Source organism: Haloarcula sp. HT12 (genome assembly GCF_055271655.1).
On the sequence record NZ_JBUXKW010000003.1, the window covers coordinates 332,878 to 346,247 of the forward strand.

14 protein-coding genes are annotated in these 13,370 nt (G+C 64.1%); 6 read left to right on the forward strand and 8 right to left on the reverse strand.

The features are described 5' to 3' along the window. Nucleotides 1–21: 21 nt before the first annotated feature. From ACY9XZ_RS11285 to ACY9XZ_RS11295, 3 genes are all read left to right on the forward strand, one after another. Nucleotides 22–849, forward strand: a complete 828-nt coding sequence (locus ACY9XZ_RS11285; protein ID WP_463457130.1) for a DUF7551 domain-containing protein — start codon at nt 22–24, stop codon at nt 847–849. A gap of 64 nt (nt 850–913) precedes the next feature. Then, on the forward strand, nt 914–2,065 hold the full coding sequence (locus ACY9XZ_RS11290; protein WP_463457131.1) for a thiolase family protein: 1,152 nt from the start codon (nt 914–916) through the stop codon (nt 2,063–2,065). Further along, nucleotides 2,062–2,442, forward strand: a complete 381-nt coding sequence (locus ACY9XZ_RS11295; RefSeq protein ID WP_463457132.1) for a Zn-ribbon domain-containing OB-fold protein — start codon at nt 2,062–2,064, stop codon at nt 2,440–2,442. Before ACY9XZ_RS11290 ends, ACY9XZ_RS11295 begins: the two co-directional genes overlap by 4 nt. Here the strand turns inward: ACY9XZ_RS11295 and ACY9XZ_RS11300 are convergent, their stop codons facing one another. From ACY9XZ_RS11300 to ACY9XZ_RS11310, 3 genes are all read right to left on the reverse strand, one after another. Beyond that, nucleotides 2,443–4,014 carry a bifunctional metallophosphatase/5'-nucleotidase gene (locus ACY9XZ_RS11300; RefSeq protein ID WP_463457133.1) on the reverse strand — a complete coding sequence of 524 codons (1,572 nt, stop codon included), beginning with the start codon at nt 4,012–4,014 and terminating at the stop codon, nt 2,443–2,445. A 96-nt stretch (nt 4,015–4,110) separates the two neighbouring features. After that, nucleotides 4,111–4,590, reverse strand: a complete 480-nt coding sequence (locus tag ACY9XZ_RS11305) for an HTH domain-containing protein (protein ID WP_463457134.1) — start codon at nt 4,588–4,590, stop codon at nt 4,111–4,113. A 79-nt stretch (nt 4,591–4,669) separates the two neighbouring features. Continuing rightward, nucleotides 4,670–5,254 (reverse strand): DUF7547 family protein, encoded by a 585-nt coding sequence (locus tag ACY9XZ_RS11310; RefSeq protein ID WP_463457135.1) that lies wholly within the window; start codon nt 5,252–5,254, stop codon nt 4,670–4,672. A 146-nt stretch (nt 5,255–5,400) separates the two neighbouring features. On the opposite strand from ACY9XZ_RS11310, the gene ACY9XZ_RS11315 reads away from it, so the two are divergent. Continuing rightward, the gene (locus tag ACY9XZ_RS11315; protein ID WP_004517997.1) at nt 5,401–5,550 is read left to right on the forward strand and encodes a hypothetical protein; all 150 of its coding nucleotides are present in this window, start codon (nt 5,401–5,403) and stop codon (nt 5,548–5,550) included. A 143-nt stretch (nt 5,551–5,693) separates the two neighbouring features. On the opposite strand, the gene dpsA is transcribed toward ACY9XZ_RS11315, so the two are convergent. Beyond that, the gene (dpsA, locus tag ACY9XZ_RS11320) at nt 5,694–6,227 is read right to left on the reverse strand and encodes a DNA starvation/stationary phase protection protein DpsA (protein ID WP_463457136.1); all 534 of its coding nucleotides are present in this window, start codon (nt 6,225–6,227) and stop codon (nt 5,694–5,696) included. Between the two features lie 178 nt (nt 6,228–6,405). Then, entirely contained in the window at nt 6,406–6,795 is a 390-nt protein-coding gene (locus ACY9XZ_RS11325) for a hypothetical protein (protein WP_463457137.1), read from the reverse strand. A 133-nt stretch (nt 6,796–6,928) separates the two neighbouring features. On the opposite strand from ACY9XZ_RS11325, the gene acs reads away from it, so the two are divergent. Together acs and ACY9XZ_RS11335 are read left to right on the forward strand one after the other, a co-directional pair. Then, nucleotides 6,929–9,034 (forward strand): acetate--CoA ligase alpha subunit, encoded by a 2,106-nt coding sequence (gene acs / locus ACY9XZ_RS11330; RefSeq protein ID WP_463457138.1) that lies wholly within the window; start codon nt 6,929–6,931, stop codon nt 9,032–9,034. Further along, nucleotides 9,031–10,107, forward strand: a complete 1,077-nt coding sequence (locus tag ACY9XZ_RS11335) for a phosphotransacetylase family protein (RefSeq protein WP_463457139.1) — start codon at nt 9,031–9,033, stop codon at nt 10,105–10,107. The genes acs and ACY9XZ_RS11335 overlap by 4 nt, the downstream gene beginning before the upstream one ends. Nucleotides 10,108–10,304: 197 nt before the next feature. Here ACY9XZ_RS11335 and bioD read toward each other — a convergent pair whose 3' ends face one another. Genes bioD through ACY9XZ_RS11350 form a run of 3 tightly spaced genes read right to left on the reverse strand, consistent with a single transcriptional unit; the run spans nt 10,305 to nt 13,369 of the window. Next, entirely contained in the window at nt 10,305–11,039 is a 735-nt protein-coding gene (gene bioD / locus ACY9XZ_RS11340) for a dethiobiotin synthase (RefSeq protein ID WP_463457140.1), read from the reverse strand. Further along, nucleotides 11,036–12,247, reverse strand: a complete 1,212-nt coding sequence (locus ACY9XZ_RS11345; protein ID WP_463457141.1) for an aminotransferase class I/II-fold pyridoxal phosphate-dependent enzyme — start codon at nt 12,245–12,247, stop codon at nt 11,036–11,038. Before ACY9XZ_RS11345 ends, bioD begins: the two co-directional genes overlap by 4 nt. A 15-nt stretch (nt 12,248–12,262) precedes the next feature. After that, nucleotides 12,263–13,369, reverse strand: coding sequence for a transcriptional regulator (locus ACY9XZ_RS11350; protein WP_463457142.1), 1,107 nt, complete (start codon nt 13,367–13,369; stop codon nt 12,263–12,265). Nucleotide 13,370: the final 1 nt, after the last annotated feature.

Here is a 13,370-nt window from a genome sequence, read left to right on the forward strand (position 1 = left end):
GAGCGACCTGATACTGTAACCATGGTCGGACGAACACTCTCGGATATCCGTGACAGGCTCTCGGATCTCAGCGTCGCCGTGGGCCCGTATCGCGTCGTGAGCGCCAGAACGGGCACGCCGCCGTTCCCGGTGTCGGGAATGCAGTTCCCGGACCGCGAGACAGCTGCCGAAGCGGCCAGCGTCGCGACCGCCTACCGGAGCGCACTCCGACGATACGACCCCCGCGTCACCGTTCACGGACTCATCGTCTGCGAAGCCCCGTGGGGGACCGACGCCGTCAGAACCGCCCCGTCGTCGCTCCCGGAGTACTGTCACACGGTCGCCGGGTCGCTGTTCGAGGTGTTGTCGGGTCGTCATCGCTCGGTCGAGCAGGCAGTCATCGACAGCTACCTCGAAGCGGCCGAGGAAACCGAGAACCGCGAGCGCCTCTGTCTGGCGATGCTCGAAAGCATGGCCACGGCGCTCGCGGACAACCTCGACCCGGAACTGCAGGCGGATACCCTTCGGGAAGCCGCCGGACAGTTGCCGAGAAAGCCAAGCGGGCCTGAACCGGTCCGTGACGCCGTCGCCGACCTCGAAACGGCGGGGCTGGTCGACGAGACGACGATCGAACCCGCAGCCGCCGGTCCCGGGCGCTGTCCCAAATATATCACATTAGGGAACTACCGCCCGACGCTGTCGGACTATCGCTGTCCGGTGTTGCCCATCGCCGTCGAACTGCTGCGACGGACGAGCATCACGCCACAGATGGCCCAAGCGGAGCGGACCGCGGACGGGTGGCGGCTGCTCGTCTCGCTTGCCGGTGACCAACCCGCCGAAGGGCTGTCGGTCGTCACGACGACTGCGTGAACGTTCCACTTGTTCTATAGGTCAGACCGTAATAAATACACGATACCCCTGTGACGGCACAGGTATGGGAGTCGCAGTAATCGGCGCGTCAATGACGAAATTCGGGCAACGCGACGCCTGGATCCGTGAGTTACTCTCGCAGGCGGGCGAGGAGTGTCTCACGGACGCCGGCGTTTCGCCCGACGACGTAGAGCACCTGTACGTCTCGAACATGGCCAGCGGCGAGTTCGAAGGGCAGACGGGAATCATGAACCTGCTGGCCCACGATCTTGGGGTGCTTCCGGCCTACAGCGAACGGGTCGACCAGACCTCTTCGTCCGGCGGGGCCGGTATCTACGAGGCCTGGCAGTCCGTCGCCAGCGGGGCCAGCGAGATGACGCTCCTGGTCGGCGGGGAGAAAATGACCCACAAGACGACGGGCCAGGCGACGGATATCATCGCCTCGATCACCCACCCCGACGAGTACAAACACGGCGTGACACTCCCGTCGTTTGCCGGAATGACCGCCCGACACTACCTGGAGCGGTTCGATGCCCCCCGGGAGTCACTCGCCCGAGTCGCGGTCAAGAACCACCGGAACGGCGTCGACAACCCGAACGCACAGTTCCAGAAGGAGATCACGATGGAGAAAGCGTTGGAGTCGCCCATTATCGCGGATCCGCTACGGCTGTATGACTTCTGTCCGATCACGGACGGCAGCGCTGCGCTCATGTTCACCACAGAGGAGCGCGCCGAGGAGATAACCGACGAGTACGCCCTCGTCTCCGGCATCGGCGGGGCGACGGATACCCACGTCGTCCACGAGCGCGACGACCCGACGGTCATGGGCGGGGTCGTCGAATCGAGCAAGGAGGCCTACGAGATGGCCGGTCTCGGCCCCGAGGACCTCGACGTGGCCGAACTGCACGACATGTTCACCATTCTTGAGTTCCTCCAGCTAGAGGGTATCGGCGTCGCCGACCAGGGAACGGCCTGGGAGCTAGCGATGGACGGCGCCACTGCAAAGGACGGCGACCTGCCGATCAACACCTCCGGCGGGCTCAAGTCCAAGGGCCACCCCCTCGGCGCGAGCGGTGTCGCACAGGGCGTCGAAATCTACGAACAGCTCGTCGGCGAGGCCGGGCCGCGGCAGGTCGATGCCGACACCGCGCTGGCGTGTAACGTCGGCGGCTTTGGCAACTGTGTCATCACCACCATCATGGAGGCCGCAGAATGACGCTGGACGCAGGCATCTGCTCGAACGGCCACGTCTCGTATCCCACTCATCCGCTGTGTCCGGAATGTGGCGAACCACAGGAAGAGACCGTCGACCTCTCGGACCGGACCGCAGAAGTCGTCACCTGGACCCATTCGACGGCGACCCCGCCGGGCGTCCGCGAGCCGAACACGCTCGCTATTGTGGAGTTCGACATCACGGATATCACCGACGCGAGCGACGAGTTCGTCCGCGCGCTCGGACAGGTGACCACGGACGAGGTCGAAACAGGTGACACGGTCGAACCCGTCTACGTCGAGGAACTCCGCGACCCCGACGCGGGTATCAAAGTGCCCGAAAGCCAGGACTGGGACGGGTACCGCTGGGACCCCGTCTGATTAGCTTCCCTCGCCCTGCCTGGTGATACGTCCCTCCGTCGTCGGCGAAATCATCCCCTGTTGCTCGATAGTTCTGATGACGAGGTCGGAGAGGAGTGCCCCCTCGTTCGACGAGACGAGGACGGTCGCGTCACTGAGCATGCTGTAGCCGTCGCCGCCGCCGGAGACGAAGTCGTTCGTCGCGAGCGTGTAGGTCGCTTCCGAGTCGATCGGGTCGCCACCGGCAGTCGCTTCGGTAATCCGGTCGCCGCTCTCGGCGGTTGGGTCGTAGGTGTACGTGATGCCGCTCACCTGCGGGAACCGGCCAGCCCCCTCCTCGACGCGGCTGACGCCGTTTTCCAGTGCCGCGAGTAGCGTCTCGCCCGTGATTTCCAGTTCGACCACGTTGTTCGGGAACGGCAGGATGTCGACGACGACGCGCCGTGTGATCTCCGCCGGGTCGTCCTCGCTCGCGTCCTCGAAGTACAGCCGGTCCGTCCGGATGCCGCCACCGTTCATCAGCGCGACGTCGGCCTCGACGTCGGCACGGATCGTATCGGCGACGAAGTTCCCCATGTTCGATTCCTGTGCCCTGACGACTGACTGTCTGGTGTCCAGCGGTTCGGTGGTCTCCCCGATGACGACGTCCAGTTGCCGTTCCAGCTGTGTCTCGTAGTGGTTCTGGACGAGCTTGACGAACGGGTCCGTTCCGGCGGACGATGCGCCGACGTCGTGGAGCGCGAACTCGTGGTCCGTGACGCCGGCGTCGCCGACACCCAGCGCTAACTCCCCGACGTACTCGTACTCGTCGCCGACGAACGAGAGGACAGTGTCGTTGATGACCTCCGGCTCTTCGAGCAGTGTCGCGGCGTGGTCCCCGATGATAGCGTCGACGCCGTCGACTTCCTCGGCGACGGTTCGAGCGGTTTCACTCGCGAGATGAGAGAGCACGATAACCGCGTCAGCGCCATCGGACTGCATCTGTTCTGTCACGTCCTCCAGCGCCGACGCCGGCTCTAAGACGTCGGTGTTCTCGCCGATAGAGGTGACTTCGGGTGCCTCCGGCGTGATGAGGCCAGTAATACCCAGCGTCACGTCCCCGACGTCCGTGAGGACGTACTGCTGTGCGCCCTGGTCGGCGGCGAAAACGTCCCCGTCCTCGCGGACGTTCGCGCTGACCCACGTGAACAGGCTGTCGGAGACGCGGTCGCGGAGGACCTCCGGTCCCATGTCGAAGTCGTGGTTGCCGAACGTATCGAAGTCCAGCCCGCCGGCGTTGAACGTCGACACGACGTGTCGCCCCTCGAACACCGCGGATAGCACCGACGACGCCAGGTCGTCGCCGTTGCCCACCCGAAGTGTTGTGTCCGCGTCCTCGGTGATGTCGTTCATCAGCCCGAAGTACCGGGAGACGCTCAGGTCCGCCGCCGAAGCGTTCGCGAACCGCCCGTGGACGTGGGTGTCGTGGAGGAACGTGACAGTGGTCCCGTCGGTCTGGAGCGCGCCGCTGGCGGTCGCTGAGCCGAGTGCCAGGCCCCCGAGAAGGGACGCGCCGGTGCCGAGCACGTCACGACGTGTCACCTGATATGTCATAGCAATACGACATATCCACTGAGCAGAACTTCATGGTTTGTGTCGCGGCAATTGTGCTGGCGGAACCACAGAAGCGGCGACCAGGACGCGAGTGCGCTATACGGTCGAGACCGTTGCCGAATGTGTGTCCGGGAGTGCCCCCGTCTCGGCGAGTTCCGCGATGCACTCCTCGACGGATTCAGTGCGCCCCGCGTCGGCGAAGGGGGCAACCTGTACGAGGTCGTCGTCCTCGTAGATAGCGAGACAAACGGCCGGCATGACGAGCTCCCGACGCTTCTCGCCTGTCGTCGAACTGTAACAGAGCCGGGTGTCGAAAAACGGGGCGAGACAGACACCGGCCTCCCGGGCCCAGTCCGCGAACTCGTTGTACAGGTCCCGTTCGGTTCCGTGACCGGGGCCTTGCAGCGGAACGCGTTTCTCCCATTCGACCGTCTCGACGCTGTCGAGTACGTCACGACACACCAGCTCCTGTAGCTCGCATTCGATAGCGGTACAGCGTTTCTGTGACGGCGCGGGGAGGTCAGATCGGACGAACAGGGTCGCCCGACGACCACCCGGAGCGGAAGAGCTGGACATCGGTAGTCACACCAAGAGCTGTACAATAATAAATCATTATATTTGATATAACATAACTTTCACACCGCTCTGGCGTTCTTTACTCCTCGTCGCTCCCGTCCCCGTTTTCGGTGCCCGTCTCGTCCGATTCAGGGCCGTCGATATCGTCCTTAATCGACCGTAATTCGGCGTCTACGTCCACTGGAACGTCAGTACCTCGGTCGGGTTCGGCGTCCCCGCTCGCTCCTGTTTCATCAGGCAACCGATCCTGGATTTGGCTGCGTAATTGTTGGGCTTCCTGAATGAGTTCGCGGGCCTCCTCGTCCTCCGGAGTTCCGTCGACGGCTCGCTGGAGGTCCGTCAGGGCCCCGTCGAGCCGGGAGAGCGTGGCCCGGCTCAGATCACTCGCGCGCTGGCGCACTTCGTCGGAGGCGGAGCCGGTTGATGTCGGCCGCCCCTCCGCCATCCGGAGGGCACGCCGGAGAATCTTCAGCGCCTCGATGTTGGTCTTCAGGACGAGAATGACCGCCGGGATGGTCACATCACTGGTAAACCGGAGGAGTTCGCCCGGCGTCGGCGGCCGCGGTAAGCCGCTGTCGGTCGTGGGTTCGACCTCCGTCTCTAGCTCCTGAAGCGTCGTCACGAGGTCCGTAATCAGGGCGGTAAGGTCGTCGTCCGAACTCATACCTCTCCTTTGTCGCTTCGGGTACTAAAGACCGCGCCGTGTCGGTGCCCGCACTGCGTCGTCGATGCTGTCAGGGCAGGGCTGGTGTCCGCAGACGATTAGGCCAACCAAAATCCTTTTAGCTTTAGGGGTGCCTAACTCAGGTAATGCCATCCCAGACGGACGATGTCGAGGCCTCCGAGGACCGCCCGGACGTTGCAGCACTGGACAGCGGTGCTGACAGAACCGTGTTTACCGAAGACGGAAACCGAGACGGCTGGATTTCGACCGACGTAACCGTCGACCTTCGACGGTAGTCCGTTCGCCCACGTCACGTTTCTCCTCCCTTCGATTCTCGACTTACTTTTAATCAAATCGGTTTGCACCACACGATACACCCTGAGTTAGGTAGCGACGCTACCCGGCAGAAGAAAACGAGAGAGAAAGCGGTATCCCGACGTTAGTCCAGCACGAGCGTGTCGTCTTCGAGGTAGTGCTCGATGTGGTGGGCGTCTTCCTCGGTCTGCACGATGATTTCCCGGAGGATCTGCGCCGTGGCGTGGTCACCGAGGTTCTCCGCAAGCTCGATGTGGTCACGGAGCGACTCGATGATGTCGCCGTACATCTCGAGGTCGTTTTCGAGCGACGTCCGGATGTCGTACACGTCCTGCCCTTCCGGCTCTACGGACGCGTGCTCTTCCTGCGCCTTGCCGCCGGCAATGGGCGTGCCGCCGAGAGCCTGTGCCCGCTCCGCGAGTTCGTCGGCCGCCTCTTCTGCGTGTCCGGCGGCGTCGCCAAGGAACAGGTGGAGGTCGCGGAACTCGGCACCCTCGACGTTCCAGTGGTGCTTCTTGACCTGGTGGTACAGTGTGTACGTGTCCGCCAGGTCCTGATTCAGCGCGTTGATTACCTGCTCGGACTTCTCTTTGTCGAGGCGGAGTTCGTTCTCTTCGACCTCGCCGAACTCGCGTCGGACGTGCTCTTGCGTTGCCATAGTCATCTTATCGTACAGTCGGAAGCCACTTAAAGATTGTTTTGTGAAAATATGTTTTCGGGAACCCAAAAATTATGTTCTAAGATGGAATGGCTGGTTACCTGAACTGAAATATTATCCGATGATCCCAACTACCTCTCCAGTCAGCATTCCGTGCTTTATATAAAAAGGAACGGTCCTATTCCGACGACGGACGGGAAACAACGAGTGCGACGGTGTCTTCCTCGATAGCGCGGCTGTCGATGGCTGTTTCACGAAGGACTTGCTCCTGGTGGACTGCGACGACTGCGGCGAGCAGGTAGTCGTCGATACCGAGATGTGCGCCGTACTCCTCCCAGACGGTTTCTCTGACAGCCATGTAGAACGTCTCGGGCGTGCGGTGCAATACTGCGTCGTCGAATCGCTTTCGCCACTCGTAGACGAGGTCCTCGACGCCCGGATTTTCGCGCATCGTCCGCTGGTGGTCTGCCAGCGCGGACCGCAACTGTTCCTCGTCGACGTTGTTCGTCCCCGCGACCCCACGGACGACTTCGTCAGCAAACGGTGCTAGGAGTGCTGTGTCGTTCATCGGAAGCCGTTACGAGGGTGACGAACAAAAACACCGTCACCCCGAAATCAGGGTAATGAATCGCCCAGATTCCCGCTCGCTGGGAGTTCCCCACAGCTATATTCGGGCCCCACTGTAACCTCCGGGTAGAGGCATGGGACGATTATCGACGTTGTTTGCGCCGGACCGTGTCGCAGTGGTCGGGGCGACCGATTCGGAGGGGTCCGTCGGTCACGCGGTCACCACGAACCTGCTCGATTCGTTTACAGGGGAGGTCCTGGCCGTAAACCCGAACAAAGAGACAGTGCTTGGATTGCCGTGTTACGACAACCTCGTCGACCTGGACGACCCCTCGTCGGTCGACGTGGCCGTCGTCGTTGTACCGCCGACGGTGGCGGTCGAAGTCATCGAGAACGCCGGGGAGGCGGGCATTGAAAACGTCGTGGTCATTACTGCTGGGTTCGGTGAGACCGGCAGCGACGGGGCCGAACGCGAGCGCCGGCTCCGCGAGGCCGCCCGCGAGTACGACCTGAATCTGGTCGGACCGAACAGCCTCGGCGTGATGTCGACCCCCGTCGGGCTCAACGCCACCTTCGGCAACGAGATGGCGAGCGACGGGGACATCTCCTTCATGAGCCAGTCGGGCGCGTTCATCACCGCCGTCCTGGACTGGGCCGCCGAGCGCGATGTCGGCTTCAAGGACATCGTCTCGCTCGGGAACAAGGCGGTGCTTGACGAGAGCGACTTCGTCGCCGAATGGGGCGACGACCCCGATACCGACGTCATTCTGGGCTATCTCGAAGATATCAACGACGGGTCCTCGTTCGTTCAGACGGCCCGTGAGGTCACACAGGAGACGCCGATTGTCCTCGTCAAGTCCGGGCGGACGGACGCGGGTGCGAGCGCCGCGGCCTCCCACACCGGAGCAATGGCCGGGTCGGAGCGGGCCTACGAGGCCGGCCTCGACAAGGCCGGAACGCTCCGGGTCGAATCCGTCCAGGAGCTGTTCGACTACGCGCAGATCCTCGCGGGCCAGCCGCTCCCGGACGGGGACGAAATCGCGATTGTCACGAACGCCGGCGGCCCCGGCGTGATGACGACCGACGCCGTCGGCGACTCGGACCTGCAACTCGCCCAGTTCGGCGACGAGACGTTCTCCCGGCTCCGCGAGGAGATGCCCGACGAGGCCAACATCTACAACCCGGTCGACATCATCGGCGATGCTCCTGCGGAGCGCTTCGAGACAGCACTCGAAACGGTACTGGCGGACGATAACGTTTCGATGGCTGTCGTCGTCGCCTGCCCGACGGCAGTGCTTTCCTTCGAGGAACTCGCGGAGAGCGTCGTCGAACAGCAAGAGCGGTTCGGGAAACCCGTCGCGGCGACGCTGATGGGCGGCAAGTCCGTCGACGCCGGCGCGAACGTCCTGAGCGAAGCGGGCGTGCCGAACTACTTCGACCCGGCCCGCGCCGTCGGGAGCCTGAACGCTCTCAGACGCTACCGTGAGATCAAGGCGACCGAGTACGACGAGCCGACGACCTTCGACGTGGACCGTGAGCGGGCCCGCGAGATACTCGAATCCGGTGCCCGACGCGGGTCGAACCGGCTTGGCGTGGAAGCGATGGAACTGCTCGACGCGTACGGGATCCCGACGCCGCAGGGCGAGGTCGTCTCCTCGCCCGTCGAAGCGGAGGCTATCGCCGAGGAGATCGGCGACGACGTGGTCATGAAGATCGTCAGCCCGGACATCTTGCACAAGTCCGATATCGGCGGCGTCGAAGTCGGTGTCCCCGTCGAGGACGTGCGAGACACCTACGAGGACCTCGTCGTCAGGGCACGTAACTACCAGAACGATGCGACAATACTGGGGGTCCAGGTCCAGGAGATGGTCGACCTCGACAACGGCGTCGAGACGATTCTCGGGGTGAACCGCGACCCGCAGTTCGGGCCACTGTTGTTGTTCGGCCTCGGCGGTATTTTCGTCGAGGTGCTCGAAGACAACACTGTCAGTGTCGCCCCCGTCAGCGAGACCGAGGCGAAGGATATGCTCGACGACATCGACTCCGCGCCGCTGTTGCGCGGTGCCAGGGGGCGCGACCCCGTCGACGAAGCCACGCTCGTCGAGACCATCCAGCGGCTCTCGCAACTCGTCACTGACTTCCCCGCTATCGTGGAACTGGACATCAACCCCCTCGTCGCGACGCCCGACGGGGTGCAGGCGGTCGACCTGCGACTCACCCTCGACCAGGAGAAACTATGACCGACACGAACACGCTACTCGTTACGTCAACGGAGGAAGGTATCGGCAAGACGGCAATCACGCTCGCGCTAGCGACGCGCGCCCACGACGCGGGCTACGACGTCGGCTACATGAAGCCCAAGGGAACGCGGCTCCGAAGCGCAGTCGGCAAAACGCGGGACGAGGACCCGATGCTCGCCCGCGAACTGCTCGGTCTGGAGACCGATCTCCACGAGATGGAGCCCATCGTCTACTCCCCGACATTCATCCAAGAGGCCATCCGCGGGCGTGAGGACCCCGACGACCTCCGGGAGCGACTGCAGGAAAGCATCGAGACGTGTTCGGACGGGACCGATCTGCTCCTCGTCGAAGGGAGCAGCGACCTGGCGACCGGGAGCATCGTCGACCTCACAGACATCGACATCGCCGAACTGCTCGACGCCCGAGTGCTGTTAGTCACTGGCTACGATACCCCCAGTGACACGGACCAGATCCTGTCCGCGGCCCGGGCCATCGGTGACCGACTCGACGGCGTTCTGTTCAACGGTATCACGGACGCGACGGTGGACGAACTCGCCGACGACGTGGTCCCGTTTCTCGAAAGCGAAGGGGTTTCGGTCCACGGAATTCTGCCGCGGGACCGCTCGCTCGCCGGTGTTACCGTCGCCGATCTCGCGCGGAACCTCGGCGCGGATATCCTCACCGGTGACGCTAACACCGACGTGCACGTCGAGCGGTTCAGCGTGGGCGCGATGAGCGGGAGCAGCGCGCTCGAACGCTTCCGGCGGACCCGTGATGCCGTCGTCGTCACCGGTGGTGACCGCTCGGAGGTCCAGACTGCGGCCCTCGAAGCGTCCGGCATCAAGGCGTTACTGCTGACCGGTGGGTTCCAGCCCGCCAGCGCGGTCATCGGGCAGGCGGCCGAGAAAAACGTTCCAGTGCTGTCAGTTCAGTCGGATACGCGGACGACGATAGACAGAGTCGAAGAGGTGCTCCGAACCGGGCAGACGCGCAACGAGGCGACAGTCGACCGTATGCGGACGCTACTTGACGACGGCGTCGATATCGGCTCGCTTCTGTCAATAGACCTATAGAACCGCTGTTTCGGCTGGGCGTTAGTCCGTTCCTAACGGAACGCGTCCCCGCGTTACGGTGAAATCTCCAAATGAAACGTACCTTACTATTTTAGTGATTGGTGGTCAAGTATCAGATGGAGCCTTACCGGCTCCGTAGTGTCACACGACGGGGGTTTGCCCCCGTTCTATCCCCTTCGTTCGGCCACATCCCGTAGCTACTGATCGATAGCCGGATCTAGAACCGACAGCGGGAGATGCGTCCTGAGCCCGCCGATCACGTCGGCAGGCGACTCCGTGTCCAGCGGGGGAACAGTCCAGACGGAACACCCGGTCATTCGCTCAATGACCGTCGGATTTGTTCGCTCGGCGGTCGTCGTGCCCTCGTACTCGTTTACAATGACGCCGACAACGGGCACCCCGCGCCGACGGAGCGCCTGGACAGTCAGCGCCGTGTGATTGAGCGTCCCGAGGCCCGAGCGGGCCACGATCAGGGCTGGAAGCCCGACATCGGCGACGAGGTCGATGACCTCTCGACCGTCCGCGAGCGGGACGCGCAGGCCGCCGATTCCCTCGACGACGGCGGTTTCGCTCGCCGTCATGACATCGGTGACGCCGTCCCGGATCGACTCGTAGGAAAGCGTGAGATCGTCATCTGACTGCCTGGCGGCCACTTCCGGTGCCAGCGGCGGTGACAACCGCTCCAGACAGACCGCGGCGTCCGATGTGCCACAGACGGACTCGACGAACGCCGCGTCGTCGTCCGGCGGATATCCGGTCTGGCAGGGCTTGACGGCGACCGCTTCGGTCCCGCGTTCCCGAAGCCAGCCCGTCAACCCAGCTGTCACGACCGTTTTGCCCACGCCGGTGTCGGTACCGACGACGAACACGCCGTCTTCGTTGATGTGACCGGTCCCGCTTTCGGGTTCCGAATCCGGCGTCGTCTCGTTCATAACACGCCCACCTCCTCGCCGGCGGTCCGAAAGGCATCGAGACACTGTGCGATGTCGTCGGCAGTGTGGGTCGCCATCGGCACGACCCGAATCCGCGACGTTCCCTCCGGCACCGTCGGCGGCCTGATGGCGGGTGCGACGATACCGTAGTCACGCAGCCGGTCGGCCAGTTCCAGGGCGTCCCCACGGTCGCCGACGACGACCGGGAGTATCTGCGTCTCGCCGAGCACCTCGTAGCCCATCGTTTCCAGGCCGTCCCGGAGCGTTGCGACAGTGTCCCACAGCTCCGTGGCTCGGTCAGTCTCGCGGGCGATTCGCAGCGCCTCCCGGGCCGCTGCAGCGCTGGGCGGTGCCAGTCCCGTCGAGAAGACGAACGACCGCGCGGCGTTCAGCAGATACTCGACGAGGGTATCGTCGCCGGCGATGTAGCCCCCCTGGCTCGCCAGCGCCTTCGAGAGGGTGCCCAACTGCACGTCGACGCGGTCGCTCAGCCCCTCGCGCTGGATGACACCGCCGCCGGTGTCGCCGAACAGGCCCGTCGCGTGTGCCTCGTCGACCATCAGCCACGCGCCGTACTCGTCGGCGACGTCACAGATAGCCGACAGCGGCGCGATATCACCGTCCATCGAAAACACAGAGTCGGTGACGACGAGCCACCGGTCGTCCTCGCCAGCGACGGCCGCTTCGTCCGCACGCGCTGCCATCTTCGCGCGCAGATCCTCTGGATCGCAGTGGTCGTACACCACCGTCTCGCTCGCCCCGACGCGACAGCCGTCGATAATCGAGGCGTGGTTCAGTTCGTCCGAAAAGACGACATCCGGGGTCAGCGCGTCGATGGTCCCGATGTTCGCCGCGTAGCCAGACGAGAACACCAGAGCGCGTTCGGCCCCCTTGCAGGCCGCGAGATCTCGCTCCAGCGCTCGATGGACTCGCGTGTCACCGGTGACAAGCCGCGAGGCCCCCGCGCCAGTGCCGACAGTCCGCGCCCCTAGCTCCGCCGCTCGCTGGACGCGGGCGTCGTCAGCCAGCCCGAGGTAGTTGTTCGACGCGAAGACGGCCATTTCGTCGCCGAACTCCGGCGCGCCGCCTTTCGGGTCGTCGGCAAATCGGGTCCGTGCGGAGACGGACTCGGCGACCTCCAGATGCCGGCGGAGATTCCCTGCCTCGCGCTGTTCGAGTCGCTGGTCCAGATCAAAGCCGTAAGTCATGAAAAATCAGCAGCCTCAGAAGCCGGGCATGAGGTCCGCGGGGCCGAACACGCCGTAGTGGCCGGCGCGGTTGTTCCGGACGCCTGCTTTCAGGTAGCCAAGCGCCGGGCCGTTGACGTTCGCTTCCATGCTCGTTACGTCGTCGAGTTCGAAGGTGTTCGTCCCAGTCTCCCCGTCGAAGGTCGTCCCCGTCACGCTGACCGTCGTCGTGGTCGGTTTCTCGTCCGAGCGGACGTCGAGGATGCCGCCGACGTGGACGTCCTCGGCGTCACAGATGCCAGCCCGTTCGAGGAGTACGTCGTCGGCGTGTTCCATGTCGTGGAACTCAAGCACGCCGTCGTGTTTGTCGATGAGTTCCTCAATCTCCTCTTCGCTCATCTCGCGGGCCCGCTCGATGTCGTAGCCGTCGAGGTGGGCGATGTCTTCTCTCACTGTGCCGCGGTTGTCCTCGTAACCGGACTTGAGGCCGACACCCCACCAGATCTCGACTTCCTCGACCTCGACGAAGGATTGGGCCGCGAGTGCGGCCGCGCCGGTCAGGAAGCCGGGCGTCGCGCCGGCTCCGCAGACGAACGTGATGCCGGACTCTTTCAGTTTGTCCTCGCGGTCGTCGAGCATGCCGATGACGCGGGAACGTTTGAGCACGTCGATCATCACGCCCTCGTAGCCGCCCTCGGCGAAGCGCTCGGCCACGCGCGGGATGAAGTCGTGTTCGAGGTTCGGCAGCGCCAGTAGCACGGCGTCGATAGCCTCGCTCGCGGCGATGATGTCGTCGATAGGCGTCTCCGTCGGCTTGCCCTGCTCGCTGGCGACGATGCCAGCCTGCTCGCCGTGCTGTTTGACGCCGCCCCCTCCGCCTTCGACCGCGGCCGCGCCGCCGTCTGAGGCAAAGTCGTCCGTGGGCGTCGCCGGCGTGGAATCCGATGCCTCATCAGGCCCGCTCGCGATGTTGCCTTCCGTCGCGTCTAGCAGTTCGTCGACGTCCAGGCCGTCGTGGTCGATAGCTACGCCGTTGCGGTCACAGGCCGCGACGGCGGTGAGGCCGTCCTTGTGCTGTGAGACATCGAGCGTCCGCCGTCCGATACCACCGGTGCCAAGCACTGCAAAGCGTATGTCGTCCATT